26 protein-coding genes and 1 tRNA gene are annotated in these 14,391 nt (G+C 46.9%); 6 read left to right on the forward strand and 21 right to left on the reverse strand.

Annotated features, from left to right (window positions below):
* Nucleotides 1-90: 90 nt before the first annotated feature.
* The 11 genes from WG8_RS15235 to WG8_RS15280 all read right to left on the reverse strand — a co-directional run bounded on the left by WG8_RS15235 (nucleotide 91) and on the right by WG8_RS15280 (nucleotide 5,792).
* Nucleotides 91-441 (reverse strand): hypothetical protein, encoded by a 351-nt coding sequence (locus WG8_RS15235; RefSeq protein ID WP_007431108.1) that lies wholly within the window; start codon nucleotides 439-441, stop codon nucleotides 91-93.
* Between the two features lie 171 nt (nucleotides 442-612).
* A complete protein-coding gene (locus WG8_RS15240) occupies nucleotides 613-990 on the reverse strand; it encodes a phage tail assembly chaperone (RefSeq protein WP_007431110.1) in 378 nt (125 codons plus the stop codon).
* A gap of 202 nt (nucleotides 991-1,192) precedes the next feature.
* Complete coding sequence (locus tag WG8_RS15245) at nucleotides 1,193-1,393, reverse strand: phage scaffolding protein (protein ID WP_232289110.1); 201 nt, start codon at nucleotides 1,391-1,393, stop codon at nucleotides 1,193-1,195.
* Between the two features lie 59 nt (nucleotides 1,394-1,452).
* Nucleotides 1,453-2,334 carry a hypothetical protein gene (locus WG8_RS15250; RefSeq protein ID WP_007431112.1) on the reverse strand — a complete coding sequence of 294 codons (882 nt, stop codon included), beginning with the start codon at nucleotides 2,332-2,334 and terminating at the stop codon, nucleotides 1,453-1,455.
* A 19-nt stretch (nucleotides 2,335-2,353) separates the two neighbouring features.
* Nucleotides 2,354-2,674 carry a cold-shock protein gene (locus WG8_RS15255; RefSeq protein ID WP_007431113.1) on the reverse strand — a complete coding sequence of 107 codons (321 nt, stop codon included), beginning with the start codon at nucleotides 2,672-2,674 and terminating at the stop codon, nucleotides 2,354-2,356.
* Complete coding sequence (locus WG8_RS15260) at nucleotides 2,671-2,949, reverse strand: hypothetical protein (protein WP_007431114.1); 279 nt, start codon at nucleotides 2,947-2,949, stop codon at nucleotides 2,671-2,673. The genes WG8_RS15255 and WG8_RS15260 overlap by 4 nt, the downstream gene beginning before the upstream one ends.
* Nucleotides 2,946-3,104, reverse strand: a complete 159-nt coding sequence (locus tag WG8_RS27425) for a hypothetical protein (RefSeq protein ID WP_007431115.1) — start codon at nucleotides 3,102-3,104, stop codon at nucleotides 2,946-2,948. The genes WG8_RS15260 and WG8_RS27425 overlap by 4 nt, the downstream gene beginning before the upstream one ends.
* Before the next feature lie 62 nt (nucleotides 3,105-3,166).
* The gene (locus WG8_RS15265; RefSeq protein ID WP_007431116.1) at nucleotides 3,167-3,391 is read right to left on the reverse strand and encodes a helix-turn-helix transcriptional regulator; all 225 of its coding nucleotides are present in this window, start codon (nucleotides 3,389-3,391) and stop codon (nucleotides 3,167-3,169) included.
* A gap of 81 nt (nucleotides 3,392-3,472) precedes the next feature.
* Nucleotides 3,473-4,432 carry a hypothetical protein gene (locus tag WG8_RS15270; protein WP_007431117.1) on the reverse strand — a complete coding sequence of 320 codons (960 nt, stop codon included), beginning with the start codon at nucleotides 4,430-4,432 and terminating at the stop codon, nucleotides 3,473-3,475.
* A gap of 309 nt (nucleotides 4,433-4,741) precedes the next feature.
* On the reverse strand, nucleotides 4,742-5,230 hold the full coding sequence (locus WG8_RS15275) for a hypothetical protein (protein ID WP_007431118.1): 489 nt from the start codon (nucleotides 5,228-5,230) through the stop codon (nucleotides 4,742-4,744).
* A 64-nt stretch (nucleotides 5,231-5,294) separates the two neighbouring features.
* Nucleotides 5,295-5,792, reverse strand: a complete 498-nt coding sequence (locus WG8_RS15280) for a hypothetical protein (RefSeq protein WP_007431119.1) — start codon at nucleotides 5,790-5,792, stop codon at nucleotides 5,295-5,297.
* Nucleotides 5,793-6,479: 687 nt separating this feature from the next.
* Between WG8_RS15280 and WG8_RS27160 the strand changes: the two genes are divergently transcribed.
* Nucleotides 6,480-6,641 carry a hypothetical protein gene (locus tag WG8_RS27160; RefSeq protein ID WP_007431120.1) on the forward strand — a complete coding sequence of 54 codons (162 nt, stop codon included), beginning with the start codon at nucleotides 6,480-6,482 and terminating at the stop codon, nucleotides 6,639-6,641.
* 81 nt (nucleotides 6,642-6,722) lie between these two features.
* Here the strand turns inward: WG8_RS27160 and WG8_RS15285 are convergent, their stop codons facing one another.
* From WG8_RS15285 to WG8_RS15295, 3 genes are all read right to left on the reverse strand, one after another.
* The gene (locus WG8_RS15285) at nucleotides 6,723-7,088 is read right to left on the reverse strand and encodes a hypothetical protein (RefSeq protein WP_007431121.1); all 366 of its coding nucleotides are present in this window, start codon (nucleotides 7,086-7,088) and stop codon (nucleotides 6,723-6,725) included.
* A 2-nt stretch (nucleotides 7,089-7,090) separates the two neighbouring features.
* Nucleotides 7,091-7,291, reverse strand: a complete 201-nt coding sequence (locus WG8_RS15290) for a hypothetical protein (RefSeq protein WP_007431122.1) — start codon at nucleotides 7,289-7,291, stop codon at nucleotides 7,091-7,093.
* A gap of 93 nt (nucleotides 7,292-7,384) precedes the next feature.
* Nucleotides 7,385-7,873, reverse strand: a complete 489-nt coding sequence (locus tag WG8_RS15295) for a hypothetical protein (protein ID WP_007431123.1) — start codon at nucleotides 7,871-7,873, stop codon at nucleotides 7,385-7,387.
* Between the two features lie 211 nt (nucleotides 7,874-8,084).
* On the opposite strand from WG8_RS15295, the gene WG8_RS15300 reads away from it, so the two are divergent.
* The gene (locus WG8_RS15300) at nucleotides 8,085-8,348 is read left to right on the forward strand and encodes a helix-turn-helix domain-containing protein (protein WP_007431124.1); all 264 of its coding nucleotides are present in this window, start codon (nucleotides 8,085-8,087) and stop codon (nucleotides 8,346-8,348) included.
* 223 nt (nucleotides 8,349-8,571) lie between these two features.
* Here WG8_RS15300 and WG8_RS15305 read toward each other — a convergent pair whose 3' ends face one another.
* Nucleotides 8,572-9,255, reverse strand: coding sequence for a hypothetical protein (locus WG8_RS15305; RefSeq protein ID WP_043891096.1), 684 nt, complete (start codon nucleotides 9,253-9,255; stop codon nucleotides 8,572-8,574).
* 173 nt (nucleotides 9,256-9,428) lie between these two features.
* Between WG8_RS15305 and WG8_RS15310 the strand changes: the two genes are divergently transcribed.
* On the forward strand, nucleotides 9,429-9,998 hold the full coding sequence (locus tag WG8_RS15310; protein WP_007431125.1) for a DUF3102 domain-containing protein: 570 nt from the start codon (nucleotides 9,429-9,431) through the stop codon (nucleotides 9,996-9,998).
* A 65-nt stretch (nucleotides 9,999-10,063) separates the two neighbouring features.
* Nucleotides 10,064-10,267: a YqaE/Pmp3 family membrane protein gene (locus tag WG8_RS15315; protein ID WP_007431126.1), complete on the forward strand. Its 204-nt coding sequence runs from the start codon at nucleotides 10,064-10,066 to the stop codon at nucleotides 10,265-10,267.
* 166 nt (nucleotides 10,268-10,433) lie between these two features.
* Here WG8_RS15315 and WG8_RS15320 read toward each other — a convergent pair whose 3' ends face one another.
* From WG8_RS15320 to WG8_RS15330, 4 genes are all read right to left on the reverse strand, one after another.
* On the reverse strand, nucleotides 10,434-11,099 hold the full coding sequence (locus WG8_RS15320; RefSeq protein WP_007431127.1) for a hypothetical protein: 666 nt from the start codon (nucleotides 11,097-11,099) through the stop codon (nucleotides 10,434-10,436).
* 442 nt (nucleotides 11,100-11,541) lie between these two features.
* Nucleotides 11,542-11,616 carry a putative holin-like toxin gene (locus WG8_RS29545; protein ID WP_411829320.1) on the reverse strand — a complete coding sequence of 25 codons (75 nt, stop codon included), beginning with the start codon at nucleotides 11,614-11,616 and terminating at the stop codon, nucleotides 11,542-11,544.
* Between the two features lie 155 nt (nucleotides 11,617-11,771).
* Nucleotides 11,772-12,722, reverse strand: coding sequence for a tyrosine-type recombinase/integrase (locus tag WG8_RS15325; RefSeq protein ID WP_007431129.1), 951 nt, complete (start codon nucleotides 12,720-12,722; stop codon nucleotides 11,772-11,774).
* Nucleotides 12,723-12,864: 142 nt separating this feature from the next.
* Nucleotides 12,865-12,950: transfer RNA gene (locus WG8_RS15330), tRNA-Leu, on the reverse strand.
* A 237-nt stretch (nucleotides 12,951-13,187) separates the two neighbouring features.
* On the opposite strand from WG8_RS15330, the gene WG8_RS15335 reads away from it, so the two are divergent.
* Both WG8_RS15335 and WG8_RS15340 read left to right on the forward strand, forming a co-directional pair.
* Nucleotides 13,188-13,346, forward strand: coding sequence for a hypothetical protein (locus WG8_RS15335; RefSeq protein WP_007431130.1), 159 nt, complete (start codon nucleotides 13,188-13,190; stop codon nucleotides 13,344-13,346).
* 156 nt (nucleotides 13,347-13,502) lie between these two features.
* The gene (locus tag WG8_RS15340) at nucleotides 13,503-13,694 is read left to right on the forward strand and encodes a hypothetical protein (RefSeq protein WP_007431131.1); all 192 of its coding nucleotides are present in this window, start codon (nucleotides 13,503-13,505) and stop codon (nucleotides 13,692-13,694) included.
* Nucleotides 13,695-13,762: 68 nt separating this feature from the next.
* Here the strand turns inward: WG8_RS15340 and WG8_RS27430 are convergent, their stop codons facing one another.
* Both WG8_RS27430 and WG8_RS15345 read right to left on the reverse strand, forming a co-directional pair.
* Nucleotides 13,763-13,915, reverse strand: coding sequence for a hypothetical protein (locus WG8_RS27430; protein WP_007431132.1), 153 nt, complete (start codon nucleotides 13,913-13,915; stop codon nucleotides 13,763-13,765).
* A gap of 95 nt (nucleotides 13,916-14,010) precedes the next feature.
* Nucleotides 14,011-14,337, reverse strand: coding sequence for a YnfA family protein (locus WG8_RS15345; protein ID WP_043891174.1), 327 nt, complete (start codon nucleotides 14,335-14,337; stop codon nucleotides 14,011-14,013).
* Nucleotides 14,338-14,391: the final 54 nt, after the last annotated feature.

Here is a 14,391-nt window from a genome sequence, read left to right on the forward strand (position 1 = left end):
CCCGCCGCTGCTCCAAACTTCATCATGCCGCTCATAGCCTTACTGAGCTTGCTGCTCATCTCATCTCTTAACCGCAAATGCCCGATTAAATCAAACGACACTCCGTACCACCCACTCCCGATAACGGTCGATCGCACGCAGCAACTTACGCAGCGCATCGTGTACGGTTAACGTTTGACGCATTGCATTTCGACCGCGATCCACAGCGTTATCCGCTTTCTCTAGTGCATCCGAAAGCCTACGCATGTGATAGCCAACGGTCCTAATCGTGTGAATATCGGAATCCTCAAACTGTACGGCTGTCTCCGTCCACGTTGCGTACTGCTCCGCGTGGTTTGTCCGGAATCCGTAGTTACCCGGCCGCCTATACGTAATGATCTCCGCCAGTAACGCCGTGATCGGAACTACGCGCTCAAAACCCGCCGATATATTGTCCGACATACTACTCCCCCTATCGTTGTTGCGCCGCCTTCGCTTCCCGTTCGAACTGGAGCATCATCGACGCGTACATAAACATCCGGTGTCTCCGGTCTTTGGCGTAAACCTCGTCGGGCGGGATGCCGTGCCGCTGAAAGATTTCATGCAGCACATACGACTCTCCGCCCGACTTAATTAGTTTTTTGCGTCTTGGATAAGCTCCGTATCTCCTACGAAGCCGGACAGCGCCAAGACCGCCTGAATCAAGCGAGATTGCTCGCCAGGCAATAACGCCTTTTTAACGACGTCGGCTGCGTCGGAAGCTTCGTAATGGTCACGGAGCGACTTGTCGCTAAAATCCGGATCGGCTGCGCTTTTTGCGATGAGCAACCGATTAAATAGCGAACCATCTACAGAGCCGTCTTTGCCCGTGGTTGCTTGTGAACGAGCCCGTTCAATCGAGTCTTCGTCGAGCGCCTTGACGATGAAGTCCGTTTTCAAACGAGGGATGTACACGCCCTCCTGTAAATCCGTAGTGGCTCCGAGTAACGCTTCAAGTCTGCTTGCTGTCATATAATCAGCCTCCGTATGTGTTTTTTTTGGAATTAAAAAAGACGCCCCGAAGGACCTCTGTGATATCGATATAAAGCGTTAAGACGTTGACGCACGTTTAATTCTCGTGTAAAGGGCGAGATTATCAATCGAACTATTCTGGCGTGTGAGGCGTTCTACGTCGTCTAGGTCTTTTTGTGTAATCGTATCGCCGTTTGCCAACTTATAAGTACCAACTGCCAATAGCTTTCGGCTTCGCTGGCTCTACTGGTGCAAATAAATAACCACTCCTAGTCCTAAGTGTTTCAATCGCGTCATCAACTCCCCACACCTTGCCGTTATCGTCAATGGATACGCCGGACAAGTCCGCCAGTGTGTACGCGGCGTCGAGTGCATCCGGAAGCACGCCAGCATTTCTTGACACGACCAGAAACTCCGCCCGGACAAGGCGTTTATTTGCGGTCTCTAAAACACCATCGCTCATTACTCCGCCGCCTTTCCTGCCCCAACGCTTAACGTCTGATTCTCGTCGTCTTTATAAATCCAAGCCAAGTCTTCCTCAGTTTGGCGGATACGGTCCCCCTCTTCGTCCACAAACGGCTTTGGCGTGTATTCTGGATGTTTAACAAAAAACGAATCCGTATCGTTGATATAGCGCGCATAATCCGCCCCGAATGTTTCTTCTGCCGCGCTGTTTACGATAACGCTACGGTGAATGCGTGAATCCTCAACGAGCATTTGCGCAATCTCAAGGACTTCGCTGGCCCCGCGAAAATCCTCGCTTTGAAACGGCCTCATCAAACCGTCGTACATCTCGCCGAGTTCTCTACGGACGGAAGTCGTTACCGCTGCAGCGCCAGTGCCTTTTTGGGAGTTACCGTCCCCTGGAGTAGCGAGGACTTTCGTTGTGAGCTCCGCAAAGTCGTCCCGGACAAGCTTCGCAAGGTACGGATCATCCAACTTTTCGATGAAGCCGCGCAGCTTATCAAACGCCGACTTCTGCGACGTGGCGAACATTAATTCCGTTTTCAGTGACCGGAAAGCGTCCTCAAATCGGCCGAGTTTCGTCGCATCCGGCTTTCTCGGCGGCGTGTAAATCACCTTTTCGGCTTCCTGGATTGTCTTTTTGATGTTCGCGACGTACTTTTGTCTCATCGTGTGTGTTTTTTGCAAGAATTCAATCGCATGCTTTTGTTTAGCTTCGGCTTTGACCTCCTGCTTGCCCTCTTCGGTGAGGCGGCGGTCCGATTCTATCTGTGAAAGTTCAGCGGAGAGTTTCCTTCTATATTCCAGCATCATACCAGTTGAGGATTGTTCAATTTCGCGTGCTCTCTGTAAACTTGCCTTTGCTTTTGCGTAACTCATTTTCATTTCCCCTTTTAGTTTAGTTTGCTTGTACGTCCTTCGCCGCAGGCTTGCCGCCTCTACCCTCCGTTAATACGTAACTCATGTGCAAGCCGACCGGCACCTCCGCCGTATCGAACGATTCGCAGTCGGATAGATGGAAGAATACGCGATCCTCACCGGACGAGATGAACCCGTAGCCCCGATCGCTAAAGTACGAAACTACACCGGATTTACGCTTTACTCTCGCCGGCTTATCCGACTCCTTCCGACTGATACCGAGTGACGGGCCGATGCTGGCGATCTCGTCGCCGGTACCGACGCCGCCTGTCCACGTTTTTGAGTTAATGAATTTGCTCACGCTGATTCCTCCCCTTCAAACTCTTTAACAAACTGGTCCACCGCTCCATTGACGTTTGACACCACGGCAACCGGATATTTCCCGAAAAGGTGACGCCGGTCTTGTACCTCGAAGTACCCGGACCATAGCGCATCAACAGCGCTTTCTAGCGGTGTCCTCTCTGCATTAACAGGCCAAGTCCCTGTCAGTGTATCAATGCCGGACGCGTCGTAAATCTTAACGATATCCTGGCCGCCCTCTTGCTTATGGATAACTTGCGTACATTGATCGCTCATTTCCGTTTCCCCTTTCGTCTGCGTCTCCGTTCCTCTTCCGCGATCATAGGCGCGGCAAATCGAATCCACGCACGGGATACGGAGTCACCGAATGTCACGGAAACATCAGCGTACGTTACGACCGTATGGTACTGGTTAACCCCGTTGTTTAACATGTTCGCGTTCTCCTTTCATAATTTAAAGCATTAAAGTATTGGTATAAAAATAAAGACGCCCGTCAAAGCGCCAACTTAGTCGATTCCTTTGCACGTTGAATTGCAGCTAAAACGTCGTCACCCGTTCCGAAAACCTGCGCGATCTTGATTCGCAGGTCACGGGAAACAGTTCGGCGACCATTTTCAACGTCAGATATACAGGACTGACTTACGGATAAAGCCTCCGCAAAGCCTGCCTGTGTCATACCAGCCATAACGCGGATGCCGCGAACTCCTGTCCCATCCATTATCACAGACCCCCTTGTCCTATTTGTAATAACGCGTGTCCCTTAAATAAAATTAACGGGAACGTTAGTTCCCTTCCCAACTTAGGCGGAAATGTGGACAGTACGGGGCTTGCGGCATTCTACAAACTCCTCTGTCAATGGTTGTTCGTACATGTTATACGTGACTACTGGCCCCCACCATATGGAATGTTCATTGCCCTTGTATTTGTTCCGGTTACTTGTCCATCTATATTCCCCATCTAGATAGCCCGCACTCTCAGTGCCCTTCTTATCCACGAGCTGCACAGTATTCTTTCGACCGTGCCCTTCCTTTCGCTTCTTCGCATCAATCATATTCGCGATTTTCTTTGGATTTCCGAATGACCGCTCAGAGCGCTCCTGTAGGTTCTCCATCTCCTGTGGATTGTAGAAACCGTACTCCAATTGCGTGCGGTTTCGCTCACCCTCAAGTTCGACAGTTCCGTATCTGTCGTGGCGTTCCCACAGCGTCTTAGATACTCGGCGACAACTAGGTCCGCAGTCCACTTTACTCGCGCGGCCCTCGAAAGGGTAACGGCACACACGACATAGCTTGACGCCCATTTTCTCGGCGATACCCTCTGCGTCAGCCTCACAGTAAATCCGTACATTGTGCTTCCTCATGAAGTCTCGCGCGCCCTCACCTGGCGGAACATCAACGTCACGATCACGAGGTTTGTCGTATGGGTCGCGTAAAATTGACAACCCGTTAACATGATCCTCAGCGAGAACATAATCCGCCAGCCGTTCCAAGCGCTGTTTATCGAGCCGCGTCTGAAACCTGCCGTCACCGCCTATGTGAGCATTGAAATAATAGGCGTTATATAGTTCGACCATTGTCTCCGCTATCCTCAGTCTCAGCTCAAGCGGATGCTTAGCATAGGCCCGGTAGTTGGCACGCGTCCAGTTTGGGAACAATTCGCAGGATTCCCCAGAATAATCATATCTGTCTACGTCCGGCGTGACGATGAGTTCAAGTTGCGGACTATGTTGGTATTCAACTAACTTTTTGGCTGCTTCCATCTAATCCCCTCCTATATGGAAACTTAATATTTTGATGTCCACGTATCTGTTGTTCTTCCTTGGTAGAAGTTTTCACGCAAAAATCTATATGTGACTACCCTAATGCACGCATGATACTTCGCTAGGAATGAGCGTAAGCGAATGACGACGCGTGAGGGATAGTGGTCTTCTATCCCGAAACAGGTCTGAGCTCCGGAATTATTTATTATTCTCTCTTATTACTCTTTCTTCTTATTCTTTCTCTAGTTAAGTAAGTGAATAACGGATACTAAACGTCTTAATCTTGGTTATTAAGTAGTTTCGTATCGACTAAAAAACATCGGTACCGGCTATCTGCTTTCGTTCAAATTCCTCCTGCTTCTCTGTGAGACGAGCGCGATCGGCTTCCAGTTCACTCTCTAGCCTGTCAAGTTCTCTAGCGAATCTCTCTATTTCCGCCTTGTGTAGTAGCCTAAATTCTGCCTCAGTTAATGGCTCTAGCGGTTCATATATTAATTTGTTTGCGGTTCGGGATGACTTCGTAACCTTGAGGAGACCGTGTTCTTGCAGTATGTCGACGTGTTTACGTATTCTATATGGTGACATGCCGGTCTGTGCGGATATTTCTTTTTGATTCAACCAAGCTTTCCCGTACATACGGTGACCTGATTTATTCTGACGCCATGATTTGAGATACCCGTATAAACCGACAGTTTCCAACGTAAACCCGTCCAGTAGCGGGTACATTCGATATACGATATTCGGTACACGTGGAAATCCCTCATCATGCGCGAGTGATTTCGTTGTATCAATTGCCATCGCGTTCCCTCCTTCGTAAGATAATTGAGCGGCAACCCACAACGGAGCCGCCGCGTTTTATTTATTAGAGCTCAAGAGCTTTTGCTACTTCTCGATTCAATAAGGTTGTCGCGTGAGTGTAGAAGTAACCCATTGACTCTGAGTGAGCCGCTACTGCCGCCTTGACCTCGTCGCAACGTGTTTCTAAATCGTGCTCGTTGAGATTTTTATAAGGCTGTAAAAGTGCATTAATGCTCTCGTGAAATTTCTGTAAGTCAGTATTAAACTGAGAATATTTCATCTTGAGACCGTAGGGCGCTTTATATTCAGACAATTCAAAAACGCGTGATCTAATCTTTAACTCTTCCTGCTCAACAAGTCGTACGAACCCCGAATACGTTACATTTTCTTCTATAACAAGGGTATGAGCAGTAGTGGCTTTTCTGATAGAATCTAAAATTTCGTTATGGGCGCTCATAACTGAGAGTACAAATCTAGTTGTACTAAGCTCTAAATCCTTTCTAACTTCAGTAAGCTCCGTTAAGAGTTGCGTTACGTCAAAGAAATCGTGAGTTTCGTTCATTATAAGATCGCTCCCTTTTCGTTTGGTTTTATGAGATGCGGTTAACCGCGGTCTACCTACTTAACCGAATGCGCGGCGTCGTTATGCACACAAGAATATAGAAAGTCCGCACGCGTTTCGCACACTTTTCTGACGTCGTAACCGCCGTACACCTACTTCAACGCCGTCCAACCTCTCGTGACACACTTTTGCGGAAGTTTATTTTCTCCGTCATAGATAACACGCCGATCGATGGCCGTTTCGCACATCGGATACTGTATTATCTACAACGAATTTTGATTCCGCACAGGACTGCGAGAATTTATCCCCCTATATATAAATAGGACACGAAATCGCAAAGTTGGGGCACGTAAACATTCCCGCACACTCTAATTGTGTCTAAAACGTGAACAAATAACTTTTTTCGCAAAAAACGGAACCTATGTTCTCATATTCCGTATTACTCGATATAACAAGCGGACGACCGGTGCCTGAACCAGATTTACCGACCGGTCGTCCGAGGATGAAAGATCTATGTGAACTACGCCTGCCTGACGGATATTGCCGTATCCGGACGTAGGAATTATTGAAGGAACCGGCCAGCCTACGAGACGTTGGCGCGTCTTACGTAGACCGCCCGGGATTGCCGAGCAGTTAGCGCTTCTCAGCGTTAAAGCAGTGACCTGTTAGCGCAGGCCTGACGTCCGTATGACGATCCCTCCGATTGGCGTCGAAGAGTACGGACATCATTCGTACGCACTCAAACTTGGCGACGTCGCCAACTATTCCGTAGGCACTCCGCCAGTTGGCGCTGACAGTACGGAAATGAAACGTTTGACCACCGATGTTGGCGCAAAGGCAGCCGGGTAATACATGCGCGTCTCCTCCCCATTTAAGTAGACGGAACGATTGGCGTCGAGCCGTTTGCGTTTAGGTTCATCGGAGGACGTGTTACCCCTTTTTCTTAACGACATTCAATACGAGGTCACCGCGGTCTTCGAGCCATAAGAGTTCGTCGAGCAGAAACGTCAAGCCGTCCATAGCCCGGAGTCGATCGAGCGTTTCCGTGACTACTTCCAATAAGTCGCGCTGAACGTTTCCCACAAGTTGCAGACCGCCCGAGTCTCCGTCGATAAATAAGTGCGAATGCTCCGGGTGGTCGACTTTGCGGACGTGACGAAGCCATAAAATACCGTTCTCAAGATGGAAAAAGTAGTGATCAGCGTATAAAACGCCCTCTACGAGCTCATACATATGCGGCAGGTCGTAAGGTCCGTAGGCCAGCGCCGCCCGTTCTAATACGATTGATTCCCCCATACTCAAACGCCCCCATTCGGAAATACGTTGTTAAACGCTGTATCTAGTTCTTTTAACGTCTCAATCCGTTCTGCGTCGGTGAAATGCGGACTCTCTAAAACGTTGCCGACCGCGAGTATATAGAAACGGGACGCGATCATTAGCGCATCGCCCGGCGTTTCCGAACCAAGCCGATAATCCGTGAAAATTTCCAAGTACGTCATTACGTCAGCACTTCCTTTGCGATCAGTACGACACTGTAGATAAACTTGAGAACCGCAATGATGCACCGACGAGCCTTACGTGATAATATGATGTTACGCGTAGTTGATAAATAGCTTACTGGGTTCAACCCTTACGCCTCCCTTCCCGACGATGAATCCGAGCTCATTCATGACGTCCATTGACAGCGTTAAACTACCGAGTGGTGACCGCTGACTGACTCCGGCTATCTTCCAAAAAGCTCGCGGTTGTATGGCGAGTTCCTGACGTGTGCCGATGTACCGAAGTATGTAGTTCCCCGTGATCGGATCGAGTACGTAGCGGACTTGAGCCGGTGTAACTAGCGGACGAACAACACGGAAGACTTCCCGTTTCATTTCTGCGTCCAACTCAAAGCCGAGTTCAACGAGCTGTGCCGGAGTAGCTTTGACATTACCACCGTAGAGAAACGGATTAGCTTGCGGTATAATAGTGAAGAATAATTCCGATGTAATGCGGAGTTCTTGACGTTTGCGGCCGTTGCCGACCGTGATGATGACGAGGTTGTCGCGACGATTACGGATGAAACCTAACGTGATTGACATATGATTGCGCCTCCTAGCGGGATTATAGGATGAATTGCGTGATGCTTCGGAACAGTACGATGTTACTTGGAATGTGAATGAAACTTTTTCTTATTCGATTACGTATTTCGTAATTTAACTATAATTACGTTTTTCGTTATTGTCAACACTTAAATTACGTTTTTCGTATTTATATTCTGCTGTAGCGTTTAAAAGAAAGAAGGGGAAATTTTTGAGTAATAGAGCACTCGTCTGTGATTTGAAAAATCTTTTACTTGAGAAAGGTTGGGAGCAGAAGAAGCTCTCGGAATTAACTGGTATTCGAGAGGCGACAATTTCGGAGTTGGTAAGAAACAAGAATAAAATGTTTCCACGTCAGGTACTAGAGAAGATTATTAACGTACTGGAAATAGACGATATAACAAAGCTAATCCGTATTGATTACATACCCCAAGATGCCAAAGAAAGTACTGAGCCAAAAAAAGAAGACCGTTAATTTTACGGTCTTTTTGCGTTAAATTAGCGCCTATCCTCCGTTCCCTTGCGTACCCCTTAACATAGGACTAGACGGGCTATTTCACGACAATTTTACGGTGAGGATATACGACGAGGCTTAGAAAGACCACCTAAGTGAAGGCTCTAATTCGAATTTAAACAGCAAAAAGACAGCAATCCTATAAATTGGTCGCTGTCTATATCCGTTAACTCACATATCAACCCTAAGGAGTTTGATCTAGAATTTTTATCTGCTTATCTAAGAAACATAGGCAGGAACGTACCATGATATCCCTTACCTCTTTGTAAGTAATAGTGATTTTATAAAGCCGACGCTCCTTGTTATCTTTACGATATTCTTTAAGTACCAGATCATTTAGTAGTGAGACTTCGTAGCTTACGCCTTCCTCATCCATTTCCTTCTCCTCAGTAGGAAATGAAAATTCGTAGAATACGCCTTCATGAATGTACTTATTTCGTACCTCGCTGAAAATTCTCGCAATGTGTTCCATATCTAGACTTCCATCAAGACCTCGTGAATCCGCAATGGACCTTGCAACACCTTTACGGAGCCGACTCTTATCTTGTTTTGATGTATATTCTTCAAAGAAATATTTAATTCTTCCTAAGCGATTAACATTCTCAACATTCTCATCAGGATTAAGAAGATGGAATAGCGATTCTATACATATAACAAAGTGTGTAACTTGAATTCCATGTCCTCCTCTACCCTTACCAGCTTCCTCGCCTAATCTGATGAGTCTCTCCGTATAGTTCAGAATTCTTCTTGGTAAGGGGTTTTCTCTAATGTAACAAGATTCAATAAAAGACTGTGCCTCCTCTCTGTTTGGAAAATACGGCTCATAAAAATCTAAAAAACTATCTTCTAGTGATTGAGAATCGCTCATATTTTAGCCTCTTTCGAATTATAGTCCTGCCCCTATATTACCATATTCAGGTATTCCAAACTAGACGGAGAAGTATTGAAGGGCGTATCTCATTATCGCTACGGTCAAGGCGTACCGCGATTTCCGATGACTTGTCGCAATGGGCGCAAATTCAAACGAAAGGAGGAATCAACGTGAGTGAAATCGTAACTTTATCATCCGATTTACCTACGATAACTGCGGAAATCAACGCATACAAACGCGTTGCTGGCGAGGCTATCTTCGAAATAGGACGCCGCCTCAAGTCCGTACGCGATGCGAAATCGGACAGCGCGAAAGCAGACGAAAGGAGCCTCGCTCGACAACGAGAGGGGGCGGGCGGTTGGATACGGTGGCTTGAAGGGAGCGTCGATTTCAAGCGGATGCACGCACACCGTTTCATCACAGTCTTTGAGGAGTTCGGCGCTGATGTATCCCCGGGGATACATACCTCTACCTTAAAAGCTCTCTACGAAATCGCAACGCTTCCGCCTGAAGAACGCGCTCGCGAACATACGCTCAAATCCGGTGTTACGAAGGTTCCAGACGAAATGACTGTCCGCGAATTACGCGAAGTTAAAGCCGCGCTCAAGGCCGAACGAGAGGCGCGGGAACTTGCGGAGGCACGCGCAGAAAAAGCGGAGGACGATTACGGCCTTATGTGCGATACGTTAGAAGCCGTGCGTGCGCAACCGCCGAGGGTAAAATTCCCAATTTTTTCGTAGTATAATTCCCCTCTATCTGATAAAATTGTGCTCAAAGTAAATAAACGTAAAAGGGGTTACATCTGATGCGATACCTTCTTGCTATTCTGATTCCACCGCTGGCGGTTCTACTTTGTGGTAAACCCGGCCAGGCTATTTTAAATTTTATACTGTGTCTATTTTTCTTCGTGCCCGGTGTCATCCACGCACTGGTCGTTGTAAACAGCCACAAAGCTGACTTGCGAAATGAAGAGCTTATCCGTGCAATACAGCGCGGGCAGCACCGATAATGGAGTTAAACTCCCTCGTATAAACGACGAAAAGCCCGCAATCCTCTACGTTGAGGACACGGGCTTTTAACGTGATATTAGGCGTTTATGGCGTTACCCTTACGCGGGTATTCTGGGCGGAGTTACGGCGCTTATTTGCGGTGAAAATACGGTAAATTACGCCAAACTAAAGGTTATTCTCTTTCGGAAGACCGAAGCTTTCCAACTTACGGTAAATATCCGGTTGAATCGAATACTTACGAGCAAGTTGGTACGGTGTCGTATAATCTCCGAACATATTATCGAGTACCTTATCATAATCTACACCCTTTGTTTGATCGCGTCTCCACGATATGTAAACTGCATCGTTCTCCCCGCCACCAACATTGTCTATATTTGTAGATACAGATACCTCGTACACCCTCGGATTTTGGAACAGCACCTTTGAGTACGCAATTAGCGAACCGCCCGCTTTCTTAACGAAGTCTTTCTCGTCCAAAAAAAGCCCCGGATTGACTGTAATCTCGATATATTCGCCTTTTAAATCTGAACTTGCCCCATACCTACGGAATGTCTCATCCGTTAGCGGGATAGCCATTGCAGCCCCTACATTATCCTTGAGTGCATGGCGGACGTTTTCTTCGTTAACTTCAGCGGTCGCCCAATTGAACTCTGGCTCCTTTTGTTCGACTACGGGCTTCGCTGGTTCCGCAGGTGTCTCCGATTGTATGACTGGCTGTGCTTGGACAGATGCAGGGGGCTCCGTCTTATCTACAGTGAGCTTTCCACCGATTGCAAGTATAACTAACAGCACAACAAACGCGCCCAAAACTCCGTAAAATTTATCCTTCATTTAACAACGATCCTCCGCCATATTATGTTTACCTAATAATACCATCGGACTAGTACGTTGTCACTAAAAATAGCGGACCCACCCGCAGGCAAGTCCGCTTGTATCCGTTATTACTCCGTCATATCTTCCGCCTTCTTCTCCGTTTTAAACGTACTGTACACGCCAGTCCCGATTAACGCATATGAAACGACGTCGACGCCGATTTGCCACATGCCAAAGTCAGGCGCTACTCCGTACTTACGCAAGACCGACAACGGATGCGATAAGAATAAATCTACTTAAAATAGACATCCTTATATACAAAAATAATTAAATTATGTACAATAAGAGTATCAAGAGTGAAATAAAATGAAGCTTGGTTAGTAAAGCCGCAAGACATAGCCCGGCCCTGTCTAGGTATGGACTTACGGAAAATAGCAGAGAATCTGGCCAAAGATAACGGCTATTTTCCGTTTGTCATTACAAAAACGAGTGTTGCGAAATTTATCATAATCGACAACGTTTCATATACAGTCATAGGCGGTCACCTCCCCCGACATAGAGAGTACCGCTTTTTGCTATGCCTTGCTTGCTTAATTATACAACACCTCCCCTCTGACTGCCTACCATTTTATAACTCTCATAGAAAAATAACGCCCACCTCCGAAGAGATGAGCGTTACGCACATACATTTTATATTTTCGTATTCCGTTTTGCCTTCGTACTCTTAAATAGCCGATCAACCGGACTCGCCTTCGCGTGCTCCGTTTTTAAATCATCGTTTACAAGCGCTACGTAACGCCGTGTCATTTCCATCGTGGAATGGCCGAGAGCTCGCTGCGCCGCAAAGGCATTCGCTCCATTACGTAAGAACTCCAACGCGAATACATGTCGCAGATCATACGGTCGAATATGCGTTCCGATCTTTTTGCAGTATATCTCCATTCGGTCGCCCCATGTATGGCGGTTGAGTGGCCGCCCTTCGTACGAGCAGAATATCGGAACGTCGTCACCCCATTCAGGCGCACGCACCGATATCAATTTCCGCATCGCCTTCGTTGTAGTCTCCGATATAGGAAGCGTCCGGGCAACACGGCCTTTCGCCACTTTTGCCGGTACGTAAATTTCCCGCAAAGATGCGTTAAAATCCTGCGGTATTAGCTTCGTACCCTCCGACGGACGTATGCCTGTATCGAGCGTTAGAAGGATAAGCGTATAGTCGCGTAGACCGACGAACGTGCTTTGATTGGGCGCGGCCAGTAACGCATTCAATACGTCAATTTCGACGGCGACGGCTCGGTTCTCCGTCTTGCGTTTCTTCACACTTGCGAGGGGGTTCGCGGATAGCTCGCCTTCTCTTATACAGTAGTTAAAGAACGTGCGCAAGTAGACGAGTCGGTTATTAAACGTTGGCGGCGCGATGTCCTCCGCTAGGTGTTCCATTACCGCGTCCCTCAAGGCTTTTTCCGAGTCCCATGCGTTTGGAAACCGCTTGAATAGCAGCCTAACGGCCCGATCGTAGTCGTGTAGCGTATAATCGCCGACTCCGTCCTCTAACTTCTTATGCGCCTTGAACTCCGTGAGAAGCTGACGCCAGTCCGTTCGGTTACCTGCGTCTGGTTTTATACTCCGTAATCTTGCCAAAATAAAAACGCCTCCTCCGCATATTAACGGTGAGGCGCTTCGTCGGTCCTGTGTACCTAAATCGGAATACTCCGCAGGTACGCAGGACCTTGCGTTATTTTCGTCCATTTAACGCTGATGTGATCGGGGTAAAACGTTGAAATGCCGAGGACCGGGATCGAACCGGTACGGTAGTCACCTACCGCAGGATTTTAAGTCCTGTGCGTCTGCCAATTCCGCCACCCCGGCATGCATTTAGGAACGTTATTTTTACACTTACTTGTCTTACAAGTATCAGAGAAACATTCAACTTTTGTTCTCATTTTGTAAATACCGTTCAATTGGTCACCAACATATAATACGACAATTTCATCACATTGTAAAGTGTTTTTTTCAAAATTAATAAAATAATCTGTTTGAATAACTTTAGCTCATTTGAATTACACTAATAAACGTCTTTCCAAACTACCAGAAGGGGTGTTACGAATGCGTGAAGGTATGATTCCAGCTGTTCTCGGAACGGTAGTATCGGCTTCAGGCGCTGCGTTGCTAAGCAGTAGGTACAAACTTGCAGCTACAGGCATTCTCGGTTTCGGACTGGCTCATGTTGTTCTGGGAGCGATTGATCTGATTGGGCGTCGCTAGTTGTTTGGGAAGTGCCGGGCGGGATGCAGTTCCTTCCCGGTTTTATTTTTATCAACATTTAGTCAGAGCGTTGGCGTTTATGTAAAGTGTGGCATCTGAAATATATACCTGAGGAATTTTGCAAAATACTGACCTAAAAGGAGCTTGTAAAACGCTATGAAAGAAAATAACTCCGAAGAAAAGAAGCGTACTGTCGATCAAATCAAGCACAAACAATCCCTGGACAAGCGCGAGCCGGGATTTAATCGTATTCCTGACGCCGATGCCGATACACCTGCTGCTACCGACATGATCGATGAAGCCGTAGGCCATGGAATCGATAAGCTGCGGAACGATTTTACAAAATAAAGCATAGGAAAACAGACCTAGTGATCTACATATAATTGAGTCTGCGTATATACAGTGATTTCGCAAAATCACTTAAAAATAAGCATAATCCAGCCAATAATTGAAATCCACAGCATAGTGCTGATGACAAGCCCACACACAATACCTACAGAGAAATTACCTTCAGTCTTCGGCAAAGCTTTTCCTAGTTTCAATCTAAGCTTCATTTGATTCCAGTTCATAGAACCCCCTCCTTAAGTTCTATTTCGGAATATGAAGCCTGATTTTGTAGATCAATAGTCATGTTTTATAAAATAAAAAAGGGTTTTTTGTCCTATCACCCTGAGCGGGGAATAAGTATGACAGCAATACCAACCAAACAAATCAATCCACCAATAATATCGTACATATCAGGTGTTTTTTTATCAATCCACCAGCCCCATGCAATAGAAAGAACAATAAAAACACCTCCGTATGCTGCATACACACGCCCAAAGGAGGAGAAAACCTGAAAGGTTGCAATGATCCCATACACAGCCAAAATCACTCCGCCGCAAAGTCCGACATACCATGTCTTCCCTTCACGCAGCCATTGCCAGATCAAATATCCTCCTCCAATTTCAGCGATGCCAGCCAAAATAAAAAGTAATGCTGCCTTTAACACCATTTCATCTCCTTCATTTTGCTCATCTATTCGATTGATTTTGAATATTTCATT

The organism is Paenibacillus sp. Aloe-11 (assembly GCF_000245715.1).
GTDB classification, from domain to species: domain Bacteria; phylum Bacillota; class Bacilli; order Paenibacillales; family Paenibacillaceae; genus Paenibacillus; species Paenibacillus kribbensis.

Coding starts and splice junctions, on each gene's coding strand:
- WG8_RS15235 (WP_007431108.1), bottom strand. CDS start 441: ATGTCGGACAATATATCGGCGGGTTTTGAGCGCGTAGTTCCGATCACG.
- WG8_RS15240 (WP_007431110.1), bottom strand. CDS start 990: ATGACAGCAAGCAGACTTGAAGCGTTACTCGGAGCCACTACGGATTTA.
- WG8_RS15250 (WP_007431112.1), bottom strand. CDS start 2,334: ATGAGTTACGCAAAAGCAAAGGCAAGTTTACAGAGAGCACGCGAAATT.
- WG8_RS15260 (WP_007431114.1), bottom strand. CDS start 2,949: ATGAGCGATCAATGTACGCAAGTTATCCATAAGCAAGAGGGCGGCCAG.
- WG8_RS27425 (WP_007431115.1), bottom strand. CDS start 3,104: ATGTTAAACAACGGGGTTAACCAGTACCATACGGTCGTAACGTACGCT.
- WG8_RS15265 (WP_007431116.1), bottom strand. CDS start 3,391: ATGGATGGGACAGGAGTTCGCGGCATCCGCGTTATGGCTGGTATGACA.
- WG8_RS15270 (WP_007431117.1), bottom strand. CDS start 4,432: ATGGAAGCAGCCAAAAAGTTAGTTGAATACCAACATAGTCCGCAACTT.
- WG8_RS15275 (WP_007431118.1), bottom strand. CDS start 5,230: ATGGCAATTGATACAACGAAATCACTCGCGCATGATGAGGGATTTCCA.
- WG8_RS15280 (WP_007431119.1), bottom strand. CDS start 5,792: ATGAACGAAACTCACGATTTCTTTGACGTAACGCAACTCTTAACGGAG.
- WG8_RS27160 (WP_007431120.1), top strand. CDS start 6,480: ATGACGATCCCTCCGATTGGCGTCGAAGAGTACGGACATCATTCGTAC.
- WG8_RS15285 (WP_007431121.1), bottom strand. CDS start 7,088: ATGGGGGAATCAATCGTATTAGAACGGGCGGCGCTGGCCTACGGACCT.
- WG8_RS15290 (WP_007431122.1), bottom strand. CDS start 7,291: ATGACGTACTTGGAAATTTTCACGGATTATCGGCTTGGTTCGGAAACG.
- WG8_RS15295 (WP_007431123.1), bottom strand. CDS start 7,873: ATGTCAATCACGTTAGGTTTCATCCGTAATCGTCGCGACAACCTCGTC.
- WG8_RS15305 (WP_043891096.1), bottom strand. CDS start 9,255: ATGAGCGATTCTCAATCACTAGAAGATAGTTTTTTAGATTTTTATGAG.
- WG8_RS15315 (WP_007431126.1), top strand. CDS start 10,064: ATGCGATACCTTCTTGCTATTCTGATTCCACCGCTGGCGGTTCTACTT.
- WG8_RS15320 (WP_007431127.1), bottom strand. CDS start 11,099: ATGAAGGATAAATTTTACGGAGTTTTGGGCGCGTTTGTTGTGCTGTTA.
- WG8_RS15335 (WP_007431130.1), top strand. CDS start 13,188: ATGCGTGAAGGTATGATTCCAGCTGTTCTCGGAACGGTAGTATCGGCT.
- WG8_RS15340 (WP_007431131.1), top strand. CDS start 13,503: ATGAAAGAAAATAACTCCGAAGAAAAGAAGCGTACTGTCGATCAAATC.
- WG8_RS27430 (WP_007431132.1), bottom strand. CDS start 13,915: ATGAACTGGAATCAAATGAAGCTTAGATTGAAACTAGGAAAAGCTTTG.